The 24,248-nt window shown below is 47.3% G+C and carries 27 protein-coding genes; 11 read left to right on the forward strand and 16 right to left on the reverse strand.

The window, feature by feature from the left end:
• The first annotated feature begins 214 nt into the window (after positions 1 to 214).
• The 3 genes from FHS56_RS11705 to FHS56_RS11715 all read left to right on the forward strand — a co-directional run bounded on the left by FHS56_RS11705 (position 215) and on the right by FHS56_RS11715 (position 3,039).
• On the forward strand, positions 215 to 1,471 hold the full coding sequence (locus FHS56_RS11705) for a pyridoxal phosphate-dependent decarboxylase family protein (RefSeq protein ID WP_166921064.1): 1,257 nt from the start codon (positions 215 to 217) through the stop codon (positions 1,469 to 1,471).
• 170 nt (positions 1,472 to 1,641) lie between these two features.
• Positions 1,642 to 1,845 carry a hypothetical protein gene (locus tag FHS56_RS12090; protein ID WP_394352670.1) on the forward strand — a complete coding sequence of 68 codons (204 nt, stop codon included), beginning with the start codon at positions 1,642 to 1,644 and terminating at the stop codon, positions 1,843 to 1,845.
• Between the two features lie 195 nt (positions 1,846 to 2,040).
• The gene (locus FHS56_RS11715) at positions 2,041 to 3,039 is read left to right on the forward strand and encodes a radical SAM protein (protein WP_166921068.1); all 999 of its coding nucleotides are present in this window, start codon (positions 2,041 to 2,043) and stop codon (positions 3,037 to 3,039) included.
• 47 nt (positions 3,040 to 3,086) lie between these two features.
• Here the strand turns inward: FHS56_RS11715 and FHS56_RS11720 are convergent, their stop codons facing one another.
• The 5 genes from FHS56_RS11720 to FHS56_RS11740 all read right to left on the reverse strand — a co-directional run bounded on the left by FHS56_RS11720 (position 3,087) and on the right by FHS56_RS11740 (position 6,379).
• Positions 3,087 to 3,539, reverse strand: a complete 453-nt coding sequence (locus FHS56_RS11720; protein WP_166921070.1) for a hypothetical protein — start codon at positions 3,537 to 3,539, stop codon at positions 3,087 to 3,089.
• 31 nt (positions 3,540 to 3,570) lie between these two features.
• Positions 3,571 to 4,047, reverse strand: coding sequence for a hypothetical protein (locus tag FHS56_RS11725; protein ID WP_166921072.1), 477 nt, complete (start codon positions 4,045 to 4,047; stop codon positions 3,571 to 3,573).
• A gap of 65 nt (positions 4,048 to 4,112) precedes the next feature.
• On the reverse strand, positions 4,113 to 4,475 hold the full coding sequence (locus tag FHS56_RS11730) for a hypothetical protein (RefSeq protein ID WP_166921074.1): 363 nt from the start codon (positions 4,473 to 4,475) through the stop codon (positions 4,113 to 4,115).
• Positions 4,476 to 4,557: 82 nt separating this feature from the next.
• Positions 4,558 to 5,292 (reverse strand): class I SAM-dependent methyltransferase, encoded by a 735-nt coding sequence (locus FHS56_RS11735; protein ID WP_166921076.1) that lies wholly within the window; start codon positions 5,290 to 5,292, stop codon positions 4,558 to 4,560.
• A 4-nt stretch (positions 5,293 to 5,296) separates the two neighbouring features.
• Positions 5,297 to 6,379: an FAD:protein FMN transferase gene (locus FHS56_RS11740; protein ID WP_166921078.1), complete on the reverse strand. Its 1,083-nt coding sequence runs from the start codon at positions 6,377 to 6,379 to the stop codon at positions 5,297 to 5,299.
• A gap of 92 nt (positions 6,380 to 6,471) precedes the next feature.
• Between FHS56_RS11740 and ruvB the strand changes: the two genes are divergently transcribed.
• A complete protein-coding gene (gene ruvB / locus FHS56_RS11745; protein WP_166921080.1) occupies positions 6,472 to 7,509 on the forward strand; it encodes a Holliday junction branch migration DNA helicase RuvB in 1,038 nt (345 codons plus the stop codon).
• Positions 7,499 to 8,413, forward strand: a complete 915-nt coding sequence (locus tag FHS56_RS11750) for a TIGR01777 family oxidoreductase (RefSeq protein ID WP_166921082.1) — start codon at positions 7,499 to 7,501, stop codon at positions 8,411 to 8,413. Before ruvB ends, FHS56_RS11750 begins: the two co-directional genes overlap by 11 nt.
• A gap of 69 nt (positions 8,414 to 8,482) precedes the next feature.
• Here the strand turns inward: FHS56_RS11750 and serS are convergent, their stop codons facing one another.
• Complete coding sequence (serS, locus tag FHS56_RS11755; protein ID WP_166921084.1) at positions 8,483 to 9,757, reverse strand: serine--tRNA ligase; 1,275 nt, start codon at positions 9,755 to 9,757, stop codon at positions 8,483 to 8,485.
• Between the two features lie 409 nt (positions 9,758 to 10,166).
• Between serS and rho the strand changes: the two genes are divergently transcribed.
• Together rho and FHS56_RS11765 are read left to right on the forward strand one after the other, a co-directional pair.
• Positions 10,167 to 11,930, forward strand: a complete 1,764-nt coding sequence (rho, locus tag FHS56_RS11760; protein WP_166921086.1) for a transcription termination factor Rho — start codon at positions 10,167 to 10,169, stop codon at positions 11,928 to 11,930.
• A gap of 118 nt (positions 11,931 to 12,048) precedes the next feature.
• Positions 12,049 to 12,210, forward strand: a complete 162-nt coding sequence (locus tag FHS56_RS11765) for a hypothetical protein (RefSeq protein ID WP_166921088.1) — start codon at positions 12,049 to 12,051, stop codon at positions 12,208 to 12,210.
• Positions 12,211 to 12,283: 73 nt separating this feature from the next.
• On the opposite strand, the gene FHS56_RS11770 is transcribed toward FHS56_RS11765, so the two are convergent.
• Complete coding sequence (locus FHS56_RS11770; protein ID WP_166921090.1) at positions 12,284 to 13,102, reverse strand: SDH family Clp fold serine proteinase; 819 nt, start codon at positions 13,100 to 13,102, stop codon at positions 12,284 to 12,286.
• A gap of 12 nt (positions 13,103 to 13,114) precedes the next feature.
• Positions 13,115 to 13,657, reverse strand: a complete 543-nt coding sequence (gene hslV, locus FHS56_RS11775; RefSeq protein WP_166921092.1) for an ATP-dependent protease subunit HslV — start codon at positions 13,655 to 13,657, stop codon at positions 13,115 to 13,117.
• Positions 13,658 to 13,761: 104 nt separating this feature from the next.
• Between hslV and FHS56_RS11780 the strand changes: the two genes are divergently transcribed.
• From FHS56_RS11780 to surE, 3 genes are read left to right on the forward strand one after another with little or no spacing between them, the layout of a single operon-like run.
• Entirely contained in the window at positions 13,762 to 15,000 is a 1,239-nt protein-coding gene (locus tag FHS56_RS11780) for a bifunctional 3,4-dihydroxy-2-butanone-4-phosphate synthase/GTP cyclohydrolase II (RefSeq protein ID WP_166921094.1), read from the forward strand.
• Positions 14,966 to 15,625: a hypothetical protein gene (locus FHS56_RS11785; protein ID WP_166921096.1), complete on the forward strand. Its 660-nt coding sequence runs from the start codon at positions 14,966 to 14,968 to the stop codon at positions 15,623 to 15,625. Before FHS56_RS11780 ends, FHS56_RS11785 begins: the two co-directional genes overlap by 35 nt.
• 4 nt (positions 15,626 to 15,629) lie before the next feature.
• A complete protein-coding gene (gene surE, locus FHS56_RS11790) occupies positions 15,630 to 16,406 on the forward strand; it encodes a 5'/3'-nucleotidase SurE (RefSeq protein ID WP_166921098.1) in 777 nt (258 codons plus the stop codon).
• Between the two features lie 123 nt (positions 16,407 to 16,529).
• Here surE and FHS56_RS11795 read toward each other — a convergent pair whose 3' ends face one another.
• From FHS56_RS11795 to FHS56_RS11815, 5 genes are all read right to left on the reverse strand, one after another.
• Complete coding sequence (locus FHS56_RS11795) at positions 16,530 to 17,372, reverse strand: 1,4-dihydroxy-2-naphthoyl-CoA synthase (protein WP_208409689.1); 843 nt, start codon at positions 17,370 to 17,372, stop codon at positions 16,530 to 16,532.
• Between the two features lie 83 nt (positions 17,373 to 17,455).
• Complete coding sequence (locus tag FHS56_RS11800) at positions 17,456 to 18,028, reverse strand: histidine phosphatase family protein (protein WP_166921101.1); 573 nt, start codon at positions 18,026 to 18,028, stop codon at positions 17,456 to 17,458.
• Complete coding sequence (locus tag FHS56_RS11805) at positions 18,025 to 19,359, reverse strand: aspartate kinase (RefSeq protein WP_166921103.1); 1,335 nt, start codon at positions 19,357 to 19,359, stop codon at positions 18,025 to 18,027. Before FHS56_RS11805 ends, FHS56_RS11800 begins: the two co-directional genes overlap by 4 nt.
• 49 nt (positions 19,360 to 19,408) lie before the next feature.
• On the reverse strand, positions 19,409 to 19,897 hold the full coding sequence (ribH, locus tag FHS56_RS11810; protein ID WP_166921106.1) for a 6,7-dimethyl-8-ribityllumazine synthase: 489 nt from the start codon (positions 19,895 to 19,897) through the stop codon (positions 19,409 to 19,411).
• A gap of 92 nt (positions 19,898 to 19,989) precedes the next feature.
• Positions 19,990 to 20,718 (reverse strand): tetratricopeptide repeat protein, encoded by a 729-nt coding sequence (locus tag FHS56_RS11815; protein WP_166921108.1) that lies wholly within the window; start codon positions 20,716 to 20,718, stop codon positions 19,990 to 19,992.
• Between the two features lie 282 nt (positions 20,719 to 21,000).
• Between FHS56_RS11815 and FHS56_RS11820 the strand changes: the two genes are divergently transcribed.
• Positions 21,001 to 21,471 (forward strand): DUF2752 domain-containing protein, encoded by a 471-nt coding sequence (locus FHS56_RS11820; protein WP_166921110.1) that lies wholly within the window; start codon positions 21,001 to 21,003, stop codon positions 21,469 to 21,471.
• Here FHS56_RS11820 and FHS56_RS11825 read toward each other — a convergent pair.
• The 3 genes from FHS56_RS11825 to FHS56_RS11835 are packed head-to-tail and all read right to left on the reverse strand — an operon-like array spanning position 21,468 to position 24,174.
• Positions 21,468 to 22,508, reverse strand: coding sequence for a DUF6588 family protein (locus FHS56_RS11825; RefSeq protein ID WP_166921113.1), 1,041 nt, complete (start codon positions 22,506 to 22,508; stop codon positions 21,468 to 21,470). The genes FHS56_RS11820 and FHS56_RS11825 overlap by 4 nt on opposite strands.
• Before the next feature lie 5 nt (positions 22,509 to 22,513).
• Complete coding sequence (murQ, locus tag FHS56_RS11830) at positions 22,514 to 23,317, reverse strand: N-acetylmuramic acid 6-phosphate etherase (protein WP_166921115.1); 804 nt, start codon at positions 23,315 to 23,317, stop codon at positions 22,514 to 22,516.
• Between the two features lie 11 nt (positions 23,318 to 23,328).
• Positions 23,329 to 24,174, reverse strand: a complete 846-nt coding sequence (locus FHS56_RS11835; protein ID WP_166921118.1) for an N-acetylglucosamine kinase — start codon at positions 24,172 to 24,174, stop codon at positions 23,329 to 23,331.
• Positions 24,175 to 24,248: the final 74 nt, after the last annotated feature.

Here is a 24,248-nt window from a genome sequence, read left to right on the forward strand (position 1 = left end):
CCGGGCTGCCTGCTGCTGCCCCCTTCCCCTCATTTGCGACTGCAAAGGTAGAATGCCTCAATATTCTGTGCAAGAGTTTGAAAGAAAAAATTTTTTGGTAAATCTACAATTAACTGTAAATCAAAACATTAAACATACACATCAATGACTTTACTCATCGGACTTTCCTTTAAAAAGCTTTATTTTGCCGTGCAAAAACAAATCGACATTTACCATGTATTGGGAAAGATATACACACCATCGTATCAAAGAGCGCATACTGCAAGCGCTCAAGGAGAACATCAATTATAACGAATATCCGATATTGGGTGTACCAGCTACCTATTTAGATGAGGAGGAGTTCTACCCCGATGCACCTTTCCTCGAGAATGCCCCTTTTATGCAAACCTTGATAGCCAATCCTAATCATATAGGAGTACATACACTCGACAATGGGCGGTCGCTGAAGATATTCAAAGGGACTCAAGCTATTGAACGGGAGCTAATAGAAATTGTATCGGAACAGGTGTTTCAAGGGGAACCCAAACAACAGGATGGCTATATAGCCAGTGGCGGAACTGAAGCCAATATACAAGCTGTGTGGATTTACCGTAATTATTTTCAGAAAGAGTTTGGTGCTGCACCTCACGAAATTGGGGTTGTTTATTCGGATGACACTCACTACTCCATTCCCAAAGCAGCCAACCTTTTAGGATTGCCCTCTATTATTATTCCAGTAGAGGAAAGTAGCCGGTTGATTCAGCAAGAGGCTTTGGAAGCCAAGATAACAGAGGCTAATGAGCAAGGGGTTCGCTACTTTATCATCATTTCGAACCTTTCCACTACCATGTTTGGTTCGGTAGATCCCGTGAATGTGTACACAGACTTTTTTGTAAAACACAAGCTGCCGTTTAAATTACATATAGATGGTGCCTTTGGTGGTTTTATATTTCCTTTTGTGAACCGCGACCCTTTGTATTCTTTCAAAAACCCTCATGTTACTTCTATTGCCACTGACGGACACAAGATGCTGCAAGCCCCTTATGGCACAGGAATTTTCATGATTCGTAAAGGTTATTTTGATTATGTGGTAACCCCACAAGCGCAGTATATTCCGGGCTTGGATTATACGCTTTGTGGCAGCCGCTCGGGTGCCAATGCTGTGGCTGTATGGATGATACTACGCCGCTATGGCTCGGAAGGATGGAAAGCAAAAATGGAGGAGCTACTATACCGCACCGATGACCTTTGTGCTTCTTTGGATGAACTGGGTGTGAAATATTACAGACACCCCAATATTAACATAGTAGCTATCAGAGCAGAGTACGTGCCCGTCGCCTTGGCTCAAAAATATTTTCTGGTAGCCGACAGCTATCAGCGGGCACCTAAATGGTGGAAAATTGTAGTAATGCCTCACGTGCGACAAGGGTTCATAGACCGCTTTTTGGAGGAGCTGGCTATTCATATCAAAAGCAAAGAAATGCAACTATAATCTCATTTTACTGCTGGCAGCTTGTGTCTCTTCGCGAAAAGGTCAGCGCCTATACGATAACCTTTTCGCTCCTTTTATTTCTTTGAAAAAGCATTGAATGCCAATAGTAAAGTTTATTTGAAATACAAGATTTATCTCAAAGCCTGCTTAGAGGCTTTCCGCTTTTAAACATGGACGCCTGTGTCTGCGATTTTTTTACTTTAGACACTTCCATGATTGTCTATTACTGGTTGGAAGACAAAAATGAAGATTTTGAAAAGACCGATGCATTCGTAGGGAAGTCAGTCAACACATTTTTTGACTTTATGTCGCTCCATGTGATGGGACTTCATAGTGAACATTGGGCATTCCTATTATTTCTGCCAAATATATAAGTTGTCGGAAGGGATTGTCTCTCTGAAGAAGTAAAAAGACTGAAGAAGGCAAAAGGCTCAAGACATGCCTTTTTACATTAAGAGCACTTAGTTTTGATTTATACAACCTGTTGAATCAATTGGGCACAAAATAGGGATTACCCAAGCTGAGTTTTTGTCAGTTTCGTAAATTGGCTGTTCATTGGACGGTAGCCTATGAGACTTGTACGTCACCCGGTTTTGTGTAATTACTACCTTACTTATCGTTGCAATGCACGTTGCAGTTTTTGCGATATATGGGAGCGTCCCTCGCCCTACGTGCAGCGCGAAGCTGTATTTAAGAACCTAAAAGATGCCCGGCGGTTGGGAGTTGAAATCATCGATTTCACTGGCGGTGAGCCACTCTTACACCGCGAACTGCCCGTCTTTCTGGAGTATGCACAAAAGCTGGGGTTCATTACTACCGTTACTACCAACGCTTTGCTTTACCCGAAGTATGCCGAAGCACTGCGCGGGAAAATAGATATGCTCCACTTTTCGCTGGATGGCGCCGATGCAGACACACACAATGCCATCCGCGGTGTGCATTGCTTCGACCATGTGATGCGTTCTATAGAGATAGCTCTTGAGTTAGGTGAAAGACCCGATATTCTATTCACGGCAACGAATCACAACATTCAACACATTCAAAGTATCTGGGAAAAGATATGCCTTCCTCATCGTTTGGTGTTAATCATCAACCCAGTGTTTCACTACAACGACGTAGGCGAGGCGCTCAGCAAAGAAAGCCTGATGCTCCTTCGCAAATGGGCTAAAAAACCGTGGGTATATCTGAATGAGGCTTTTTTAAAATTGCGTGAACAGGGGGGGAATGACCCACAGCGCCCTGTATGCAAAGCTGGCAGCAGCACTTTGGTTATTTCACCCGACAATGAGTTGATTGTCCCCTGTTATCATTTGAGTGCCGCACGCTTCCCTATCCGGAACAATTTATTCGATTTGTACAACAGCCCGGAAGTACAAAAATGGGTAGCTTTAGAAGGACGCCTCAATGCATGCAAAGGATGTGCCATCAACTGTTATATGCAGCCTTCCTTTGCTGTAGAAATGAATGCTTATTGGTGGCTTGCTTTGCGCAGCACCTTAAAATATAATTACTTAAAAGGCACTTGGCGCCGCTATTTGGTTCAAAAAATAAAGGCAAGGAAGCTTTGAATGCCTCCTGCCCTTACATGCTACTATTTTAGCTTTTTTGCTGCGTTTTATTCCTCTCCTCGATAGGGAATGAAAACGATGCTATCGTCGTCATTGCCCATTACCAAGCGATTTTCCGAGATTTTCACCGGAATGGTCTCGCCTGCGTCGCTTGCTCCTTTATCTTTTAATGTCAGCTGAGTGCCGTCTTTGGAAAGAGTCCACTCAAACTCCACCACACCTTGTATAGAGGTAGTTTCACCGGTCCCGTCTGCCCGGAAATTTATAGTCATAACGCCCAAAATCTGAAGCATAAGTTCCTTTTGGGCTTTAATCTGTTCAGCTTGCTCGGGGTCTTCTTTGGCAAGTTTTGCTATTTGCTCATCTAACCTTTGGCTAAGCCACTCTTTGTCAATCATCCACTTTTTAATCAAATACTTGCGGGGATTGTCAAGTGTGAAACTGCTTAGTCCGGCAAGAGCGAGCATCAACACTACGGCTACTTTACTTACTGTTCTCATTGTATTTGTTATTTGTCAAGTCAAAGTTTTATTATTCGGCATTCTGTTCTGTTTCGCTACTGGAAGCAGGCACCAGCACCATACGAATCTTTTTCCCTTGTTCTGCTTCTCTTGCCAGCACCAACTTGTTTGCATTGATTTCCTCAATGGTAAAGTCCAAGGGTTCCAACGCCTTTGCCCCTTCTATTGAAGCGGTTTGGCGCAACACATTGTCGCCCACCAACTCCCAAGTGCCTTCTTCTTTGCCCATGGGGGCTTTTACTTCATAGGTTCCATCGGCATTGTAAGAGATACGGTAAGTTTTTATGGTTTGTACCATCATGGGCCACATGCTTTCCATTATTTGCTTTTCCTCTTCTGTTACGTTCTTCAGCATTTCTTCCTTCATAGCTTCGGCATCGAAAGTCCATGTATGCGAAGAAATCAAGGTTTTGGGGTCAGAAGGCTTGCAGGCAGTAAAGAAAAGTGATGCCAGCAAAAAGAACATGTACAAAAGTGATTTTCTCATAAATCTTGAAATTAAAATTGAAAGTTTGTATTGAATAAGTTAACGGAAGGACAAGAGAATTAATTTTACTGCCTGCTGTTTTTTTGCTTGGGAAGAGAATTCCAAATAGCAAAAAACTTCTCCGAGCTGATAGCTTTTATAGGCAAAGAATCTTTGCCTATCAGCAGTTGTTTTTTATCGAGCTGCCATTTGCCGGCTTCTTGCCATTTGCCGCCACCATCAGGGCTTATGAATAAGATACTATCCATCCCGCGATGATAATCCCCTACAACCATAGGTGCTTTCATTTGTTCCGACTTGCCGGGATATTGGCAGGCTAAATGCTTCTTTTTGAGCGCAAGCAGCGATTCATAGAAGGCAGCCAGACGCTCAGCATCGAGTATCCATTGGGGGGAAGTCAGCGTGTCTTTTTCGTTATGGCAAGCCATGAAAAGCAATAAAGAAGCATGTATAACAATATATTGCGTACAAAATACGCTTTTTCTTGTTCTGCGGCAATATTTATGCCAACTATTTTTTCAGGTGCATAACCATGCGCGGCGAGCTTTTCTCTTCGTAATCAGAAAGCGCATAGTCGCCCCATACGTTTTGAAGACTTAAGCCGGCTTTACGGAAAAATTGCTGGAAGTCATCGAGGTAAAATAGGCGCACCCGCTCGAAGAACTCAAAGTCTTGCCCTTCATAGTGAAAACGGATACATTTTACCACAAAACCATTGTCAATCAATCGACGAATGAAAAAGGTAATGCCTTCTTCGTGTTTCTCTTCTTCCTCTTTGAGGTGAGCCATAACATAAACCGGATTCAAAAAGTCGATGACAGCCTGCCCTCCCGGTTTCAACTTCTTGGCTATGGCATCCACCACGCGATAATTTTCATCGTCCGATTCAAAATAGCCAAAACTTGTAAAGAGATTAAACACATAGTCGAAAGCTTCGAAGTCATAAGGCAAGCGCATATCGTGAACGGCAAAGCACAAACGAGGGCGTTCCAGCTGTTTGGCATAGGCAATGTTTTGTCTGGAAAGGTCCACCCCCAGCACATCCAAGCCCTCATTCCACAGATGCAGGGCATGACGTCCACGCCCACAAGCTAAGTCCAGGGCTTTTTGCCCTGCAGTAAAATGCAGTTTTTTTGCCAAGTTATGGATAAACTCACGGGCTTCCTGCTCGTCGCGATGTTTATAGAGTATATGGTAAAAAGGGGTATTGAACCATTCTTTATACCACTCTTTCGATAGTTGCATGCGTCTATTTGCTTTCTTGTTTTACTTCTACAATACGCTGCCTCAAAGCAGGCGATACAAAGGCTTTCAAGGTGCCCCGGTCATCATAAATAAGATAGGCTTTCAATTCAGGGTGAAGCTCCAACAAACGACGCGCTTTCTCCAAGCCCACCACCATAAAAGCAGTAGCATAAGCGTCGGCAGTCATGGCGTCGGGGGCTATGACCGTAGCGCTCAACAAACTGTGGTTTACAGGCTTGGCGGTAAGCGGGTCGATGGTATGTGTATATTTTTTTCCGTTCTTTATGTAAAACTTTTCATAGTTCCCCGAAGTAGCCAAGCCTTCGTTGTCAAGTGCTACGATGGCATAGGCTACGTTTTTGCCTTTTTCTGCCTGCACGGGGTCTTTGATGCCAATACGCCAGTGCTCTCCATCTTTATTTTTTCCGGCACAACGCAACTCCCCTCCCAACTCAATCATAAAATGGCGCACTCCTTGCGCTAACAGGTAATCTGCCAGCACATCTACACTGTAACCTTGTGCTATGGCATTGAAATCGAGCTGCACGAAGCTGCGTTTTTTCCATACACACGAATCATCGAAGCCTATATTGAAAAAGCCCACCAAGCGGCGCAGGGAGTCGAGCACAGGAGCAGCTGGTGGCTCGGGCGGAGCACCCGGAGCAAAACCATAAGCACGCACCAAAGGAGCAATGGTAGGGTCAAATGCCCCTGCCGTAGCTTCATATACCTCTTGGCTTTTGCGCAATACCGGCAGAAAATACGGCGACTCATAGCATAGCCGTCCAGAATCAAGGATATTGAAGCGGCTTATTTCCGAGGCAGGTACATAAGTTGACAATGCCAGGTCAAACTGCCGCAGTAAGGAGTCGATGGCAGGTTGAAAGTCCCGCTTCAAAGAATCGTAATATTTGATTTGATAAGTGGTGCCTTGTGCAGCTCCACGCAACTCAAACCAACCGGAAGAGAGGTTCTGTATTTCATCGAGCTGTTGTTGCTCTTTCTTGTAGGCACGGTAATGGTAAACACCCACAATGGCAATCAGCAAGATGAGGGAATAGAGGATGTTTTTCGCTCTGGGGTTCATAAACACAATGCTTCGCGATGCGATGCAAATTTACACTTTCTGCTCAATGCAGCCATAAATTTGTATCTTTGAGTAGCTGACCAACAAGACTTATGGGAAGAAATGATTTGTTGAGGGCAGAGAAAGAGCACCTGTCCACGAAGGATTTGGAAATAGAGCGCGCCTTGCGCCCGCTTAGCTTCGAAGACTTTACCGGGCAACCCCAAATAGTGGAAAACCTGCGTGTATTTGTGCAAGCTGCTTTGCAGCGAGGTGAAGCGCTCGACCATGTGCTGCTTCATGGACCGCCGGGCTTAGGCAAAACCACCTTAGCCAATATCATTAGCAATGAGTTGGGGGTAAATCTCACCATTACATCCGGTCCAGTGCTTGACAAACCCAGCGACCTTGCCGGCTTGCTCACCAAGCTGAACCCCCACGACGTACTATTTATCGATGAAATTCACCGCCTCAGCCCGGTAGTGGAGGAGTATTTATACTCTGCTATGGAAGATTACTGCATCGATATTATGTTGGACACGGGTCCCAATGCACGCAGTGTGCAAATCAGCCTCAACCCCTTCACTTTGATTGGCGCCACCACCCGCTCCGGCTTGCTCACTTCGCCTCTGCGTGCTCGTTTTGGCATCACTGCTCGCCTCAACTACTACGACGCCTCCACCCTTCAAAAAATAGTGATGCGCTCGGCACGCTTGTTGGACATTCCCATAGAAGAAGCTGCTGCCCTGGAAATAGCCCGTCGCAGCCGAGGCACCCCACGCATTGCCAACAACTTGCTGCGCCGCACACGAGACTTTGCCCAAGTAAAAGGCAAAGGCGTTATTACCTTGCCCATTGCTGAAATGGCACTTCAGGCACTGAATGTAGATAAAAATGGGCTCGATGAGATGGACAATAAAATCCTATCCACCATTGTTCACAAATTCAAAGGGGGACCGGTAGGGATTTCCACCATAGCCACCGCCTGCGGCGAAGATGCCGAAACTATCGAAGAAGTTTACGAACCATTCCTTATACAAGAGGGTTATATCAAGCGCACAGCACGCGGAAGGCAGGCAACCCCATTGGCTTACAAACACTTGGGTGTAGTACCTCCTACTGCGCAAAACAGTTTGTTCGATGAATCCTAAACCTCAAATACTCATTACCGGGGGTACTGGTCTGGTTGGTTCTTATCTACGCCGCTTAATCATAGAGGAACAGATGCCTTATCGCATAGCTGTATTGAGCCAGCGCCCGGTAACCCTGCCCCATGCCAAGACCTACCTCTGGAATGTTGAAAAAGAGGAAATAGACCCCAATGCGATAAAAGAAAGTGATTATATCATTCATCTGGCAGGTGCCGGCATTGCCGACAAGCCTTGGACTGCCGAGCGTAAGCGAGTGATTCTGGAGAGTCGCACCCGCAGCACTGCTTTGCTATATGAAGCCTTGAAAAGCTATCCTCACCGTGTGAAACACTTTGTATCAGCTTCGGCGGTGGGCTATTATGGCTTCGATACCGGCGACCGCCTTCTGCATGAAGACAGCCCGCCGGGCAACGACTTTTTGTCGCAGGTGGTGGTGGCATGGGAAAAGGAAATCTTTCGCATAGGCGAACTGGTGCCTACTGCGGCGCTGCGTATTGGCATTGTGCTAAGCAATGAGGGGGGCGCATTGCCCCAACTGGCACGTCCGGTGCGTTGGTTTGTAGGCGCACCGCTGGGTAGTGGCAAGCAATACCTTTCTTGGATACACATACGCGATCTTTGCCGCCTGTTTATGTACGTTTTGGAAAACTCCATGGAAGGCGTGTTCAATGCCGTAGAGGGCAAGCCGGTAACCAATGCAGAGATGACACGAGCCATTGCCCGTGTGCTGGGGCGTCCCTTGTGGTTGCCCAGCGTACCCGCTTTTGTGTTGAAAACGCTGCTGGGCGAAATGGCAAACGTGGTGCTGGGCGGCAACCGTGTGAGCAATGAAAAATTGCTACAAAGCGGCTTCGAATATGAATTTACCAATTTGGAAGAGGCACTTCGCGATTTGTTGAAATAATAAAAAAGCAAGCAGCCACTCCTCGAAAATATTAGTGGCTGCTTGTGGCTTGACGATGCTTCGCCTTGTTTAGTTGATAATATCGAATCCAGTATAAGGCTGCAGCGCTTTGGGTATGCGTATTCCTTCCGGCGTTTGGTTGTTTTCCAAGAGGGCTGCCACTATACGCGGAAATGCCAAAGCACTCCCGTTCAAAGTATGCAGCAGTTCGGTTTTCTTGTTCTCTGTGCGATAACGAAGCATCATGCGCGCCGCTTGATAGGATTCGAAGTTACTTACCGAACTCACTTCCAGCCATTTTTTCTGACCTGCTGCAAATACTTCCATATCGTAAGTGAGCGCCGAAGTAAAACTCATATCTCCCCCACACAGTTTGACTACCCGATAGGGCAGCTCCAGCGCTTCCAAAAGCGACTGCACATAGCGGCGCATCTCTTCGAGTGCCTCGTAGGACTCTTCAGGCTTACGGATTTGCACGATTTCCACCTTGTCGAATTGGTGCAGGCGGTTCAAACCACGCACATCGGCACCCCAAGTACCTGCCTCACGACGAAAACAAGGCGTATAACCCACATGCTTAATGGGCAGTTGGTCTTCGTTGAGAATCATGTCGCGATACATGTTGGTGATAGGCACTTCGGCAGTCGGTATGACATACAGCTTGTCGCGCTCGATGTAGTACATTTGTCCGTCTTTATCGGGCAATTGCCCGGTGCCAAATGCCGAAGCTTCATTGACCAAAACGGGCGGTTGCACCTCTGTGTAGCCGGCTTCTACGGCACGGTCTAAGAAGAAATTCAACAGAGCGCGCTGCAGTTTTGCCCCTTTCCCTTTGTAGAAGGGGAAGCCACTGCCCGTTACTTTGCTGCCCGTTTCAAAGTCTATAATGTCGTATTTGACGATAAGCTCCCAGTGAGGCAATGCATTTTCGGGAAGCACAGGGATTTCGCCCTTTTGTTCCACTATTTCGTTGTCTTCGGCAGATGCCCCTTCTGGAACGCTCTCATGAGGCACGTTCGGAATGGTAGCCAGCAGTTGCTGTAGTCTTCTTTCGGCTTCGCGCAGGGCTTCTCCTAAGCGTTGCGCTTCTTCTTTCAACTGTTTGGCTTGTGCTTTGGCTTTCTCTGCTTCTTCCTTTTGTCCAGTTTGCATCAGCTGCCCAATAGACTTGGCAACTCGGTTCGACTCAGAAAGCACATCATCGTGCTGCTTTTGTATCTGACGACGTTCGGCATCGCAACGAAGCACCTCATCAAGCAACTGCTCGGCATTCGCAATACGCTTTTTTTGCAAGCCTACAACTACTCGCTCTTTTTCTTCTCTTATTTGCTGTATAGTTAGCATAAGCTTCTTAATGTTGTTTCGACAAAACTTGCGGCAAATTAAAAAAATGATTAGGATTCAAGTAGTTTATTTGTCCGTAATATTCATTTTTGCTAAATTCGCCAGCAGAAAGGCGTGAAATTTTCCAAGGTGAAAGCTTTGCCGGCGTTGTTTCTTTTTTATATTTGCGGGCACCTGCAACTCACAATCTCTATTTTACAAGCCAACAAGCACCACAAAACTTAAAAACTGCAGCTCGTACACAAGAGACGACGAGCGCGATACGATATGATACCAAACGGTCTTGACATTCGCTTTCATAGCTTTTCTTCTGTTTAACCCAAAAAAACACAGGCTTTGTTTCGAACCGAAACCAGCAGTAAACAAGGATTTTTTGAATTTCAGGAAAAGTAAAAATGAACCAATCTGTATGTACACCATCGAAGACTTAAAAATTAAGTTGCTTTCTGAGTTAAGGGAAATCGCCGAGCAACTCAAGCTCTCCAATTACAGGAAGCTCTCTAAGCAAGAGCTCATCTACAAAATATTAGACCAGCAAGCCGTACTTCCCGAAGAAGAACTCTACCGACTTACCCCTGCAAAAGAAACACCTACCGAACCGCCTGCTACCAAGCAAGAAGAGCCCGAAACTCAAAAAGAGAACGGCACCTCGACAAGAAGAACACGGCTTAAACGTCAGAATGTGAAAGAAGGCGCCGACAACACCAACGAGGAAAGCAGCAACAACAGCGAAGAGCAACAAGAAAAAAGCACCCAAAGCGAGGAAAAGAAAAGGCGCCTGCGCAAAAGAACCAATGTGGTAGAAACTACAACAGAAGCAACGCAAGAGGCATCTGCCCAAGAGAGAGAAAAAGAAGAAACCCTACAAGAGAAATATGACAAGAACGATGGTGTCCAAGAGGTAAAAGAAGAAGAAACACCCGAAAAGAAAGAAGATACATCACCTGTAGCTCAGCCTCAAGACACACAGAAAGAAACCTCCTCGCCTACCGAAACAGCAAACCAACCCACCGAACCAGTCAAAGACCGGCGCTATTATCGCAAGCTCATCAAAGACTTTGAAGGCATTGTAGAATGCACCGGTGTCTTAGAAATACAACCCGAAGGTTACGGTTTCTTGCGCTCGGCAGACTATAATTACCTGCCCAGCCCAGACGACGTGTATGTATCGCACTCGCAAATACGCCTATTTGGGCTGAAAACCGGCGATACCGTGGTAGGACCGGTACGTCCACCAAAAGACGGCGAAAAATATTTCGCTTTGCTGCGCATAAACAGCGTCAACGGGCGAAGCACCGACGAAATACGGGACCGCATCGCTTTTGAGCACCTCACCCCGCTGTTCCCGCAAGAACGCCTGAAATTGAGCACCAAGCCGAACCTCTACTCCACCCGTCTGCTGGACCTCTTTGCCCCCATAGGCAAAGGACAGCGCGGCTTAATAGTGGCACAGCCCAAAACAGGTAAAACCGTATTGCTTAAACAAATAGCCAACGCCATTGCCGAAAACCATCCGGAAGTATATTTAATTGTACTGCTCATTGACGAGCGCCCCGAAGAAGTAACTGACATGATACGCAGCGTACGTGCTGAGGTCATTTCTTCAACCTTCGACGAACCCGCTGAGCGTCATGTGAAAGTCTCTTCAATTGTGCTTGAAAAAGCCAAGCGCATGGTAGAATGTGGGCATGATGTGGTGATTTTACTTGACTCCATCACCCGTCTGGCGCGTGCCTACAACACCGTCATCCCTTCGTCTGGCAAGATTCTATCCGGTGGGGTCGATGCCAATGCGCTGCACAAACCGAAACGTTTCTTTGGTGCCGCCCGCAATGTGGAAAACGGAGGCTCGTTGACCATCATAGCTACCGCCCTCATTGACACCGGCTCTAAGATGGACGAGGTCATTTTTGAGGAATTCAAAGGCACAGGCAACATGGAACTGCAGCTTGACCGCAAACTTGCCAATCGTCGCATCTACCCGGCAATAGACATACCGGCGTCGGGCACACGCCGCGAAGACCTGCTCATGGACAAGGAAGAACTCAACCGGGTATGGATACTACGCAAATACATGAGCGACATGACCTCGGTAGAAGCGATGGAGTTTCTGCTGGAACGCATGCGTGGCACCATGGACAACCGTGAGTTCTTGCTGTCCATGAACGGTTAAGCTCGCTACTTTTCCTGAAAATACGTAAAAAAAGAGGGCTTTTCTGAGCTCTCTTTTTTGTTTTTTCTATTTTTAAAATGTGGAAAATAGCTTTTAAACTCAGTAAAAAAACACCATTATGAACAAAAACACACGCAACTTATTACGGCTGATGAGCATCCTTGTCTTTGGCTTAGGCTTGGCTTGTGCACAAGACTGGGTGCGCATTCCTGCCCTTAGCGGTAATGAAGATTGGCTGATGGTCATCGGCTATGGGCTTTTGCTCTTCATCAGCCGCTAAAAAAAGCAAAGCCGGGCTTTCGTAAAGAAAGCACCGGCTTACGTTTATGTATCGTTCTTTCTTCCTGCCCCGCTTAAAAAGGATTGTTGTGCACCGGCTCCAAATACTCTACATTGCGCGTACGCAGTGGCTGAGGATATAGCGTCATCAATTGCATGAATTCCACCGGAATCTGGTCGCTCACACGCAAGCCCAAAGCCTGTGCCTTGGCAAAGTTGATAGGATAATCGTGGGTCCAAGTACCTTCTGTCAACACCTTTGCCAACTCATCTGCTTTTTCTCTGGGGTAGTTCTTAATAAGCAGCTCACGGATGGTTTCTTGCAGTTGTGCCGTTGCCTTTTCTGCCACATCGGCATAAATCAGCATCTTGTCATCAATTTGATTGATATCTTTCATAGCCTTCAGACGTATGAGCGACGGCGCAGGGTATTCCCCCAATTGAGGGTCTAACGGTCCCAAGACAGCATTGGGCGACATAATGATTTCATCAGCAGCCAACGCAATGAGCGTGCCGCCACTCATGGCATAGTGGGGTACTATCACACGTACCTTGCCTTTGCGCCGGCTGATGGCACGCGCTATCTGTGTGGCTGCCAACACCAACCCACCGGGTGTGTGCAGTACCAAATCTATGTCCCTATCGGGAGGGGTAATTTCCAGTGCTCGCAACACCTCTTCGGAATCTTCCATCGAGATGAATTTCACCACCGGAAAGCCCAAAAAACTCATGCTCTCCTGACGATGGATAAGCAGAATGACCTTCGAATTGCGTTTGCGCTCAAGGCGAGCAAGAAAACGAACTCGCGCCGATTCCAGCAGCTTACGGCTAATTACCGGCTGAAAGGATATCAACAGAAGAATAATCCAGAATAAGCTGTTAATCTCTCCCATAGTTCTATGTTTTTATGCAGAAAGTTCCTCTATAGTAAAATTGTGATTGGTGTAAATGCAAATATCCGCTGCTATACGTAAGGACTCCTCGACCATCTCGCGAGCGGTCAGATGCGGGGCATGGCGTTTCAGTGCCAATGCCGCCGACTGGGCATACATACTGCCCGAACCGATGGCAGCCACCTCTTCGTCGGGGCGCAACACATCGCCCGTACCCGAAATAATTAAAATGTCATCTTTTGAAATGGCAATCATCATGGCTTCAAGGCGACGCAAAAAACGGTCGGTACGCCAATCTTTTGCCAATTCAAGGGCTGCCCGCTCCATGATACCCCCGTACTTGTTGAGTTTTTCCTCAAAGCGCTCCAATAAAGTAAAAGCATCGGCAGTAGAGCCTGCAAAACCAACCACCACCTTCCCTTCTTGCAGCTTACGCACCTTTTTCACATGCGACTTGAGCACAGTATTACCCAAAGTAGCCTGCCCGTCGGCGCCGATGGCTATACTTCCGTTGTGCTTCACAGCCAAGACGGTCGTTGCGTGTATTGCTTCCATAAAAAGCGTATCTTTGCATTAGTTTACGGCTAAGGTGCAGTTTTTTCTCAAACTATACAACCTTTTTGGGTGTTTTACAATTGCCAATCATACCTTTGATTACTATGGAACAAGCAGAAAACATTCGTTTGGATAGCATAGAAGAGGCTATCGAAGCCATTGCACGTGGCGAAATAGTCATAGTAGTGGACGACGAAGACCGTGAAAATGAGGGAGATTTTATTTGCGCAGCCGAAAAAGTTACCCCCGAGATGGTGAACTTCATGATTAAGGAGGGACGTGGTGTTTTGTGTGTGGCACTTACCGAAGAGCGGTGTAAAGAGTTGAATTTGGATTTGATGGTAGGCAAAAGCACTGCACCCAATCAAACTGCCTTTACCGTAACGGTTGACCTGCTGGGCTACGGCTGTACCACCGGCGTATCGGCTTATGACCGTGCTATGACCATACGCGCATTAGCCGACCCCAAAATGAAAGCCGAGGACTTTGGGCGTCCGGGGCACATCAACCCACTCAAAGCGCGCGATGGGGGCGTGCTGCGCCGTGCCGGTCATACCGAAGCCGCTGTTGACTTGGCTCGTTTAGCAGGTTTGCGCCCTGCCGGTGTACTTATAGAAGTCATGAACGACGACGGCAGCATGGCACGTCTGCCCGACCTGCGTAAAATAGCCGACAAGTTTGGCATGAAGCTGGTATCTATCCAAGACCTGATAGCCTACAGGCTGCAAAAAGACTCGCTCATCAAGCGGGAAATAGGTGTGGAGCTACCCACGCAGTGGGGCAATTTCGACCTGATAGCTTATCGTCAAGTAGATACTGGCGACCTACACCTGGCACTTATCAAAGGACGCTGGGAAGCCGACGAACCCGTATTGGTACGAGTGCACTCATCTTGCATAACCGGCGATATTTTCGGCTCGTGCCGCTGCGACTGCGGTCCTCAGCTGCACCGTGCTATGGAAATGGTAGAAAAAGAAGGCAAAGGCGTGATTTTGTACATGAACCAAGAAGGACGCGGCATTGGCTTACTCAACAAACTAAAAGCGTATAAACTGCAAGAGCAAGGTTTGGATACCGTAGAAGCCAATGAATACTTAGGCTTTAAACCCGACCAACGCGATTATGGCGTAGGAGCCCAAATCTTGCGCGACTTGGGGGTACATAAAATTCGGCTCATCTCGAACAACCCGAAAAAACGTGCCGGTCTGATGGGCTATGGCTTGGAAATTGTAGAGCGTGTACCCATAGAAATAGCCCCCAATCCACACAATGAAAAGTACTTACAGACCAAAAGAGACAAATTAGGTCATGAAATTCTTAGTGAAGAAAATAAAACTTTATAAGCTTTGGGTGGGGCTCTGGGCATGCATAGGGCTATTGAGCGCCTTTCAGGCAGCTGCTCAGTACTATTTTGCCGAAGAGCATTGGCACCAAGGTTTTTTGATTCATAATGACGGAGACACACTGCGTGGCAAGCTGCGCTATAACCTTGAAAACGATGTGGTACAGCTAAGTACAAACGAAGGGATAGTACAAACCTTCAGTGCCCGGCAAATCCTTTATTTTGAGTTTTTTGATGATTACTACAAGCGCAAACGCCCGTTTATAGTCTTGCCTTATGCCAAAAATCCAAGCAGCAACTACAAAAGTCCCACTATTTTTGAGGTGTTGACCAGTGGTAATTATGTTACCCTCTTGGCGCGCGAACGCTTGGTAACCCAGATGGTAACTGCCACCAGTCCCTACATCATAGGACCAACGGTAGCCGTGCGGCGCCCTCGCTTCGAGCCTTTCTTTTTATATGAAAATGGTGAAATACGCCTCTATAACGACAAAAAAGAGCTGTCTCGTTTTCTACCGGGCATGGATGAGCGCCTCAATCATTTCATCAAGCAGAACAAACTAAATCCTGATGACATTGCCGACCTCATCAAAATAGTGAATTACTATAACCAAGCCATACGATAAATCAATGAGTTTTAAACGTCCTTTAATTTTAGTCTCCAACGACGACGGCATAGCAGCCCCCGGGCTGCATCACTTGGTAAGTCTGATGCGTGAGTTTGGCGAAGTAGTAGTGGTTGCTCCCGACAGCCCGCAGTCGGGCATGGGGCACGCCATCACTGTGGGCGACACCCTGCGCCTCGAAAAAGTAAATATTTTTGATGGTTTGCTTGCCTACGAATGCTCTGGCACTCCAGCCGATTGTGTAAAGCTTGCCAAGCATTATGTACTGAAAGACCGCACACCGGATTTAGTAGTGAGCGGTATCAATCATGGCAGCAACTCGTCGGTCAGTGTGCTTTATTCGGGCACCATGTCGGCAGCTATTGAAGCTGCCATCGAAGGGCTGCCTGCCATCGGCTTCTCTTTGTGCGACTACTCGCATGAAGCCGACTTCAGCCACACCTTTGACTGGATTCGCAAGATAGTGCGTCAGGCGCTGGAGCAAGGAATTCCCAAGCATGTAGCGCTGAATGTAAACTTTCCGCATAGCAAGCATGCACCGCTCAAAGGCATCCGTTGGTGCCGACAAGCCAAAGCCCGCTGGCAAGAAAACTTCGACGAGCGTTATGACCCCACAGGGAGGCGTTATTTCTGGCTCATAGGCGACTTTATCAACGAAGATACCGGCGACGATACCGACGTTTGGGCACTGGAACACGGCTATGTGTCTATTGTTCCTTGCAAGTTCGACATGACCGACTACGACGCCTTGCGTAGCTTGCGCTCTTGGCAGTTGGATTGACGAAAAGTTAGCCTGAGCCTCAAAAGATATGTTGCTTTCTTATTAGCAGTTCTCTGACAACAAAAAAAGAGAGCAGTGCTTGAAAAAACACTGCTCTTTGCTTTTTTGCTTAGCCTCCTTTTTTTAAGGTATCCAAGGGAACTGGTCAAAGTTGGGCTTGCGCTTTTCAAGGAAGGCATCACGTCCTTCTTTGGCTTCTTCTGTCATATAAGCCAAGCGCGTAGCCTCACCGGCAAAGACCTGCTGCCCTACCAAACCGTCATCTACCAAGTTGAAAGCAAACTTCAACATGCGAATAGAAATGCGGCTTTTCTTCAATATCTCTTGTGCCCACTCATAAGCCACCTGTTCGAGTTGGTCATGAGGCACTACTGCATTCACCATGCCCATTTCGTAGGCTTCTTGTGCCGAATAGTTACGCCCCAAGAAGAATATTTCACGCGCCCTCTTCTGCCCTACCATGCGTGCCAAATAAGCAGAGCCATAACCTCCGTCAAAGCTGGTTACGTCGGCATCGGTTTGTTTAAAGATGGCATGCTCTTTACTGGCAATGGTCAGGTCACAAACCACATGCAGACTGTGCCCGCCGCCTACTGCCCATCCGGGCACCACGGCAATCACCACTTTGGGCATAAAACGAATCAAACGCTGCACTTCCAGAATATTGAGCCGGGGCATGCCGTTGTCATCTACATACCCTTCTTTGCCTCTCACCCGCTGGTCTCCACCACTGCAGAAAGCATATACGCCATCGTCGGCAGGACCTTCGCCGGTAAGCAGCACCACGCCAATGGATGTGTCTTCGCGTGCATCCAAGAGCGCATCGTAAAGCTCAAAAACAGTCTTTGGGCGGAAAGCATTTCGCACATTAGGGCGGTTAAAAGCAATGCGCGCCACACCGTTGCACTTCTTATAGGTAATATCTTCGTACTCTTTGACTGTTTGCCAAGGGATAACTCCAGACATAGCACTTTACAGGTTTAGAAATGAAACATAGGCTTTTGCCAAAAGTAACGCAACGCCTTCATATTTACAAAGGCAAACGAAAGCTATAAAGGCGGATTCCAGCAGTCAAGAAACCAATCACCGTCCTTACATTCAAAGACGACTACTGCCGGGGTGTTCAAGTTGGTGAAGAAAGTCAAAGGCAGAGGTATTTGCAGCAGCAAATGCAGCAAGGCACGCATGCAGCCGGCATGAGTAACCCATGCCACAGTTTCTTGCTTGAGCTCGAGGGTATAATCTATGACCGTATGCAGACGCTCGCACAATTGTTTGTAGCTTTCACCACCGGGCGGCTGCCGGTGCACATAGTCTTGCATCCATGCCGTAAGTGCTTCTTCGGGAATGTCATTCCAAGAGACCCCCTCCCACTCGCCAAAAGAAAGCTCTTTCAAAGCGGGTATTGCCATTTTTTGACGAGCAGGCAAGCGTTCTGCCAAGCGAGCACAACGCTGCAAGGGGCTGTAGAGCAACACATCGAAAGCTGCAGGCAGCCAAGCCTGCAAGCTCTTCAATTCTTTTTCAAAGAGAGTTTCCTCCAAAGGCACGTCTTTCTGCCCGTAACACAAAGACTTGTACTTGTCTGCTATGGTTGTATGGCGCAGGCAATAAAGTTTCATATCCGGGCAGGTTCTGTATTAAACAAACGCTCATTGAGTGCCAAGAGCGCTTCTTTCTTATAGCGGGTGTCAAGCAAAAGGGAAATATTGTGCGGACTGCCTCCATAGGAAATCATACGTAAAGGTATGTTGCGCAGAGCTTCGAAAATGCCCACGCCCACGCCCGGCTTATCGGCGACAAAGTTTCCCACAATGCAAATAATGGTTTGCCCTTTGTCCACTTCCACATGTCCAAAGCCTTGCAGTTCTTTTACTATCTCATCCAAATGCGTATCGTTGTCGATGGTTAAAGACACAGCCACTTCGGAAGTGGTAATCATGTCAATGGGGGTACGGTAGCGCTCAAATACTTCAAAGACACGCCGCAGGAAACCATAAGCCAAGAGCATGCGGCTCGATTTGATTTTGATGGCAATGATGTCGTCTTTGGCAGCAATGGCTTTAATGTCTCGCTCAACCGACTCATCGGTAATGAGCGTACCGGGCGCCGTAGGCTGCATGGTGTTGAGCAAGCGGACGGGTATTTTATAGCGCTGTGCAGGCAAAATACTTGCCGGGTGCAATATTTTGGCACCAAAGTAAGCCAGCTCGGCAGCTTCGTCAAAAGAGAGTTTACGCAGCGGGAAGGTATTGGGCACAATGCGGGGGTCGTTGTTGTGCATACCGTCTATGTCTGTCCATATTTGTATTTCTTCTGCTCCGATGGCGGCACCAACCAAAGAAGCGGTATAGTCGCTTCCACCGCGGCGCAGGTTGTCTATTTGGTCTTGTGCGTTGCGGCAAATATAACCTTGTGTAATATACACCTGTGCCGGGTGGTCTTCGAGCAAGGACAACAGCTGGCGACGGATGTAGTTGAGGTCGGGCTCGTTGTACTCGTCAATACGCATAAAAGAAAGAGCCGACAACAGACGACTGTCCCAGTCAAGTGTGCGGGTATAGAAATAGAAGAGGTGCGTAGAAAGCAATTCGCCTTGTGCAAGCAGGATTTTCTCCAGCTCCATACTCCAAGGCATGGCAAAAGAAGATGTAATCAGCTGCACAGTACCGGCAACATAGTCAAGGGCTTCTTGCAAAAGCGCCGAGTTGCCAGCAAGCAAATCCTTAGCTGTGTTGTTGTGCTTCTCCTCTATTTCGGAAAGCAAGCGACGGGCAGCGCCCAGATGTCCAGCTTTGAGTGCGTTGCTCAGCTCTACCAAATGATTGGTAACGCCCGACATCGCCGAAAGCACCACCATGACCGGTTTTTGCTCTTGGGCAACGATAGAAGCTACCGAACGCATGCGCTCGGCACTGCCCACCGAGGTACCTCCAAATTTCAATACTTTCATAGCCGTGTATTTTATTTAGTACTGTGAAAAATCGAGCATTGCCCAATGCTTATTTGCCTGCTTCAAATCCCAACATTTTAATAGCCGCGATGGCAGCCTCGTCGCCTTTGTTTCCGTGTTTCCCGCCCGCGCGGTCCAAGGCTTGTTGTAAGGTGTCGGGGGTAAGCACCCCAAAGACCACTGGCTTATTCCATTTCAAGCTCACTTCGGTAAGTCCTATAGCTACGGCTTGTGCTATAAAGTCGAAATGGCGGGTTTCGCCTTGAATGATGCAGCCCAAGCATATGACGGCGTCGATATCAGGGCGCTGAGCCATCCACTGCGCGCCTAAGCTCAGCTCATAGCTGCCGGGCACGCTCTTCACCACAATGTTTTCTTCTTTGGCACCGTGCTTGCAAAGCGTTTGGTAAGCTCCTTCCAGCAGCTTGCTGGTTACTTGCTCGTTCCACTCGGCAACCACAATAGCAAAACGTTTGCCGCTGATGTCTCCGATGTTTTTTTGACTGTATTCACTTAGGTTTTTCAGCTGTGTAGCCATATATTTTCGAAATAGGTATGAGATTCAACAAAAAAAGGTAGAGTCCGAAGGCTCTACCCATCTGTATGTTTTCGAACGATTGAATGCGTGCTTTATTTAGACGGCGTAGAGCTCAGTTGCTCTGCACGCGCCTTGTATTTCTTAGCTTCATTTACTACTTGGGCATTGGGGAAACGCTTAACGATAATGTCATAAGTTTCTACTGCCTTTGCCCAGTTTTCTTGCTGTTCGTATGCCAGTGCCAGCTTCATCAAATAAACGGGGGTAAAATAAGGATTGGGCTTGTGTTTGCTTGCTTTTTCATAAGCTGCCACCGCTTCGTCCCACTGCTTCAGTTCGGCGTATGCGTCGCCCAGCAGAGCATAAGCACGCGCTTGTACTAAGGCATCTTTGGCTTTGAACTGCTTGAGCTCGGCAATAGCTTGCTCATAGTTGCCTTCTTTGAGGTAAGCCACTCCGGCATAGAAATGCGCGGCATCTTTCACTTCTGCCATCGGGTACTCCTCAGCTACTTTTACTGCCCCCAAATAGTTGCCGTTGCCCTCGATGACTAACCTCGTAGAGTCCAGCTCAAAAAACTTCTCAGCAGCAAACAACTCATTCAAAGCATCTTCTTGCTGCGTGGTTTTCATATAGCGATATGCCATGAAGGCACCTACAACGACTACAAGAGCAACAAGCCCGATGGTCAGACGTTTGCGGTTTTTCTTCAAAAAATCGGTGGTTTCATTCAACACCACCTCCGGGTTTTCTACCAATGCTTCCGCCAAAGATTCATTCCCTTTTGGGGTTTCTTTGTCTTTATTAGATGTTTTTGCCATTGTACCCAATTTTAGACTGCCAAATTTAGAACAATCTTTTGATTCGCACAACTTTCCGCCAAGCTGTTTTTGTGTGTGTGTATAAAAAAGAAAATGCTATAGACGGGAATAATGACAGCCTATCCCGGCTGAACAACTTTTGTAAAAATCTTCCAGGCGCTTGCTGTTATGTACACTATATTGCCTAAATTAAAGTTGCCTCTTGCGTGGTTATCTTTGCCCAAAAAGAAACAATTGGCATACCCATAGGGGTGGATTTAAATTTCTTTACAAAAAATCGCAATGACAAAACCATACAAAAGCAAAAAAGCACTGCCAAAAAACTTTAAACAACGGATAAGTATTCAAAAGCAAAGGAAGTTTTACATAGCGACAAGTCTCCTGCTTATCAGTGCTTACGCATGGATAGGCTGGCATTGGCAGGTCGGAAGCCAAAGCATGCAGCTAAGTGTTTGCTTGAGCCGGCGTCTGTTAGGCATTGCCTGTCCCAGTTGCGGCACTACTCGCGGCGTCTTGGCTGCCTTGCGTGGCGATTGGATGCTTGCACTTTACTACAATCCATTCAGCATACTGGCTATTAGCGGGCTTGTGGTTGTCCCCTTTTTTTTGGTTTACGACCTGATGAAAAAAGACACTTTCACCTACCGTCTTTATAGGGCGATGGAGCGCCTGCTACACAAGCCACTTGTTTTGCTCGTCATCACAAGCTTGATAGCGCTTAACTGGGTTTGGAACATACAAAAGGGTATTTAGGGGTTATTACTCCCAAACCCAATGGCAACGCTTAGTGTGGTATATTGGCTAAAAACAGCACTTGCCATTACAAATGTTTGCTTGAAACGTATTTTAGCACCTAAGTTGCCAGCAATACGTTGCCCCTCGTAGGTTTGTTCTAAGGGGTTGCTTATTATCTCCTCGCCTACTTTATAGGTACCTTCCAAACGGTTGGTTGATATGCTTTTGTCGTACTGCAGTCCGCCAAACACTGTCAAGAAAGCTATTTTTTTGGAAGCCACCGCTCCTAAACTATATGCTTTCACTTCGTAGCGCAGCAGCTGATTGCGAGGGTCTTGGGGACCTAAGGAAGTCAATTTCAACGGATAGGACATTTTTGCACTTGAATAACTGCCCCAAACTGACAAGCTGAAAGGTGCCAAAGCAATGGAAGGAATCCACTGTTTCAAATCATGCATGAGCCCCACGCCCCAATAACTCATGCTAATGTTTTCGGGAATGTCGCTTACAAAAGGAGTGATAAGCGGCACTACATTGGGTAAAAAACGCACGCTCAGCTCTGTATTGCGAAACAAACCTATATTAAATTGCGGATAAACCGCAGGGAAAAAGGCATATTGCTTATAAATGAGCCCCAAGCCCTTTGGTAGAAATACCAAACTATCATTCAAACGATTGCGTAGAATAGACAAGTCGCCGCGCTCGCCAATAGCAGTAGGTGCGCTGCTGTCGCCCGCTATGACCACAGCATTTTTAAGGTTCAGGTCAATTAAGTTGTACTTTTGTTCGTAAGCAGGATATACGACCGAAGACTGCACAAATCGAAAATTCGTTTGCCAGCGCTTCAGGGGTTGTGCTGTTTCGTGCCAACCATCGCTCATGGCAAAACCAATGGTTCTGCCCAAAGGGGCATTGTAGGCTTCAAAAATTTTTTGGGCATCCTCCAAACCCAAGCTCAGCACCTGCTCTATGCGTTCTTGTTGTGCCCACACCGGACAAGCAACCAACCAAACGAACAGAAGAGAAAAGACAGCAATGGGGATATGCTTTTTCATGGGGCTTATTCGTTAAAACTCTCAATTACTTTACGGACACTACCGTACTGCTCGAGCAAATTTCTTGCCTCTGTGTAAGAAAGTCCCAGTTCTTCCATAATAATTTTACATCCTCTGTCTATCAGCTTCGTATTAGCCAATTGCATGTCCACCATTTTGTTGCCGCGCACGTGCCCCAGCTGAATCATAGTAGCTGTAGATATCATGTTGAGCACCAGCTTTTGTGCAGTGCCCGCCTTCAGTCGTGTGCTGCCTGTAACAAACTCGGGACCCACAATCACCTCAATAGGATATTGAGCAATCTTAGCCAAAACGGTATCTGGATTGCAAGTAATGCAAATGGTCGTTATACCACTTTTTTTAGCTTCACGCAAGCCCCCTACGACATAGGGCGTGCGCCCCGAAGCACTCAAACCTACCACTACATCACGCGGCGATATGTCGTAAGCCTGCAGGTCTTTCCAGGCTTGTTGCTCATCGTCTTCGGCAAACTCCACTGCTTTGCGAATGGCTTGGTCGCCGCCGGCAATGATGCCAATAACCAAATCATGCGGTACGCCGAAGGTAGGCGGGCATTCCGAAGCATCAACAATGCCCAAACGCCCACTAGTGCCGGCACCAATGTAAAACAAACGCCCGCCGGCTTTCATCTTCTGCACAATGGCTTTAACAGCTGCCTCTATCTGCGGGATAGCCTGCGCCACTGCCAAAGGCACGGTTTGGTCTTCGCGATTCATGCCCTCGAGCAGTTCTCTGATGCTCATCTGCTCTAGATGGTCGTAATGTGAAGGGGATTCTGTTATGCTCATGATATTTTTACTTACACCACTCCATGATATTTTAACAAGCCGGACAAAGGGCTTTGTTCTATACGCACCACCTGCACATCGAAAGATTGTGCCGATGCAAGCAAAGGCTCTTGAAAATGGAAAGCTACAGAGCCCGTGAAAGCCGCCGGATAGAGATAGTAATCTTCTATTTTACAAAGGTAGCGCTCAAAAAACAAATCAAAAGCATGTCGCAGAAAAGCGACTACATACTCATCGGTGCAATACTCTTTAAGAAAAGGCACAAACTGCGCAAAATAACGGTTGGGGTACGCACTGTGATAAGCAGCCTGCAAGACGTCGTCTAAACGCAAGGCATATTGCATGCGAAAGGCTTCCTGCAGGGCATTAGGAAGCATTCCATGCAAATAATGTTTTACCCACTCTCGCCCCAGATAAGCGCCACTGCCCTCATCGCCCAGCCAAAAGCCCAAGCTGGGCGGGTTGTTCGTGATGAATTGTCCGTCATAGAAGCACACATTAGCCCCCGTTCCCAGAATGGCAGCAATTCCTTGGCGGTGCCCCCACAGTGCACGGGCAGCCCCCAGCATGTCGTGCTCCACTTCTATATGCGCTTTTGGAAAGGCAGCAGCAAGTGCTTTGGTTACTTGTAGCTTCTTTTCTTGACTGCTGCACCCCGCCCCATAGAAAAAAATCGCTGCAGGCGAAGGCAACGGCTCCAGAGCGGGCAACAAAGTGGCTTCTATTGTCTGCTGCATGGCAGTGCTGTCCATATAAAAAGGATGCAAGCCGGGGGTTTTTATTTTTATCTGCTGTGCGTCATGGACATACACCCAATCCGTTTTGGTGCCTCCGCTGTCTGCTATGAGTATTGCCATCCGTTTGCTTTTAGTTTAGTGTGTGGTACTGATTGAAGCGAGCACGTAATTTTCAAAAATAAGATTTTGTGCCG

Origin of the sequence: Thermonema lapsum, assembly GCF_011761635.1 — a bacterium.
Lineage (GTDB): Bacteria > Bacteroidota > Bacteroidia > Cytophagales > Thermonemataceae > Thermonema > Thermonema lapsum.

What these genes read in the sequence shown, in the direction of transcription:
- FHS56_RS11730 (WP_166921074.1), bottom strand. Translation starts at nt 4,475, where the DNA reads ATGGCTTGCCATAACGAAAAAGACACGCTGACTTCCCCCCAATGGATA.
- hslV (WP_166921092.1), bottom strand. Translation starts at nt 13,657, where the DNA reads ATGGAAGCAATACACGCAACGACCGTCTTGGCTGTGAAGCACAACGGA.
- FHS56_RS11740 (WP_166921078.1), bottom strand. Translation starts at nt 6,379, where the DNA reads ATGAACCCCAGAGCGAAAAACATCCTCTATTCCCTCATCTTGCTGATT.
- FHS56_RS11780 (WP_166921094.1), top strand. Translation starts at nt 13,762, where the DNA reads ATGGAACAAGCAGAAAACATTCGTTTGGATAGCATAGAAGAGGCTATC.
- FHS56_RS11750 (WP_166921082.1), top strand. Translation starts at nt 7,499, where the DNA reads ATGAATCCTAAACCTCAAATACTCATTACCGGGGGTACTGGTCTGGTT.
- FHS56_RS11785 (WP_166921096.1), top strand. Translation starts at nt 14,966, where the DNA reads ATGAAATTCTTAGTGAAGAAAATAAAACTTTATAAGCTTTGGGTGGGG.
- surE (WP_166921098.1), top strand. Translation starts at nt 15,630, where the DNA reads ATGAGTTTTAAACGTCCTTTAATTTTAGTCTCCAACGACGACGGCATA.
- FHS56_RS11800 (WP_166921101.1), bottom strand. Translation starts at nt 18,028, where the DNA reads ATGAAACTTTATTGCCTGCGCCATACAACCATAGCAGACAAGTACAAG.
- FHS56_RS11705 (WP_166921064.1), top strand. Translation starts at nt 215, where the DNA reads ATGTATTGGGAAAGATATACACACCATCGTATCAAAGAGCGCATACTG.
- FHS56_RS11720 (WP_166921070.1), bottom strand. Translation starts at nt 3,539, where the DNA reads ATGAGAACAGTAAGTAAAGTAGCCGTAGTGTTGATGCTCGCTCTTGCC.
- FHS56_RS11825 (WP_166921113.1), bottom strand. Translation starts at nt 22,508, where the DNA reads ATGAAAAAGCATATCCCCATTGCTGTCTTTTCTCTTCTGTTCGTTTGG.
- FHS56_RS11820 (WP_166921110.1), top strand. Translation starts at nt 21,001, where the DNA reads ATGACAAAACCATACAAAAGCAAAAAAGCACTGCCAAAAAACTTTAAA.
- rho (WP_166921086.1), top strand. Translation starts at nt 10,167, where the DNA reads ATGTACACCATCGAAGACTTAAAAATTAAGTTGCTTTCTGAGTTAAGG.
- FHS56_RS11735 (WP_166921076.1), bottom strand. Translation starts at nt 5,292, where the DNA reads ATGCAACTATCGAAAGAGTGGTATAAAGAATGGTTCAATACCCCTTTT.
- FHS56_RS11795 (WP_208409689.1), bottom strand. Translation starts at nt 17,372, where the DNA reads ATGTCTGGAGTTATCCCTTGGCAAACAGTCAAAGAGTACGAAGATATT.
- FHS56_RS11725 (WP_166921072.1), bottom strand. Translation starts at nt 4,047, where the DNA reads ATGAGAAAATCACTTTTGTACATGTTCTTTTTGCTGGCATCACTTTTC.
- murQ (WP_166921115.1), bottom strand. Translation starts at nt 23,317, where the DNA reads ATGAGCATAACAGAATCCCCTTCACATTACGACCATCTAGAGCAGATG.
- ribH (WP_166921106.1), bottom strand. Translation starts at nt 19,897, where the DNA reads ATGGCTACACAGCTGAAAAACCTAAGTGAATACAGTCAAAAAAACATC.
- FHS56_RS11765 (WP_166921088.1), top strand. Translation starts at nt 12,049, where the DNA reads ATGAACAAAAACACACGCAACTTATTACGGCTGATGAGCATCCTTGTC.
- serS (WP_166921084.1), bottom strand. Translation starts at nt 9,757, where the DNA reads ATGCTAACTATACAGCAAATAAGAGAAGAAAAAGAGCGAGTAGTTGTA.
- ruvB (WP_166921080.1), top strand. Translation starts at nt 6,472, where the DNA reads ATGGGAAGAAATGATTTGTTGAGGGCAGAGAAAGAGCACCTGTCCACG.
- FHS56_RS11770 (WP_166921090.1), bottom strand. Translation starts at nt 13,102, where the DNA reads ATGGGAGAGATTAACAGCTTATTCTGGATTATTCTTCTGTTGATATCC.
- FHS56_RS11715 (WP_166921068.1), top strand. Translation starts at nt 2,041, where the DNA reads ATGAGACTTGTACGTCACCCGGTTTTGTGTAATTACTACCTTACTTAT.
- FHS56_RS11835 (WP_166921118.1), bottom strand. Translation starts at nt 24,174, where the DNA reads ATGGCAATACTCATAGCAGACAGCGGAGGCACCAAAACGGATTGGGTG.
- FHS56_RS12090 (WP_394352670.1), top strand. Translation starts at nt 1,642, where the DNA reads ATGGACGCCTGTGTCTGCGATTTTTTTACTTTAGACACTTCCATGATT.
- FHS56_RS11815 (WP_166921108.1), bottom strand. Translation starts at nt 20,718, where the DNA reads ATGGCAAAAACATCTAATAAAGACAAAGAAACCCCAAAAGGGAATGAA.
- FHS56_RS11805 (WP_166921103.1), bottom strand. Translation starts at nt 19,359, where the DNA reads ATGAAAGTATTGAAATTTGGAGGTACCTCGGTGGGCAGTGCCGAGCGC.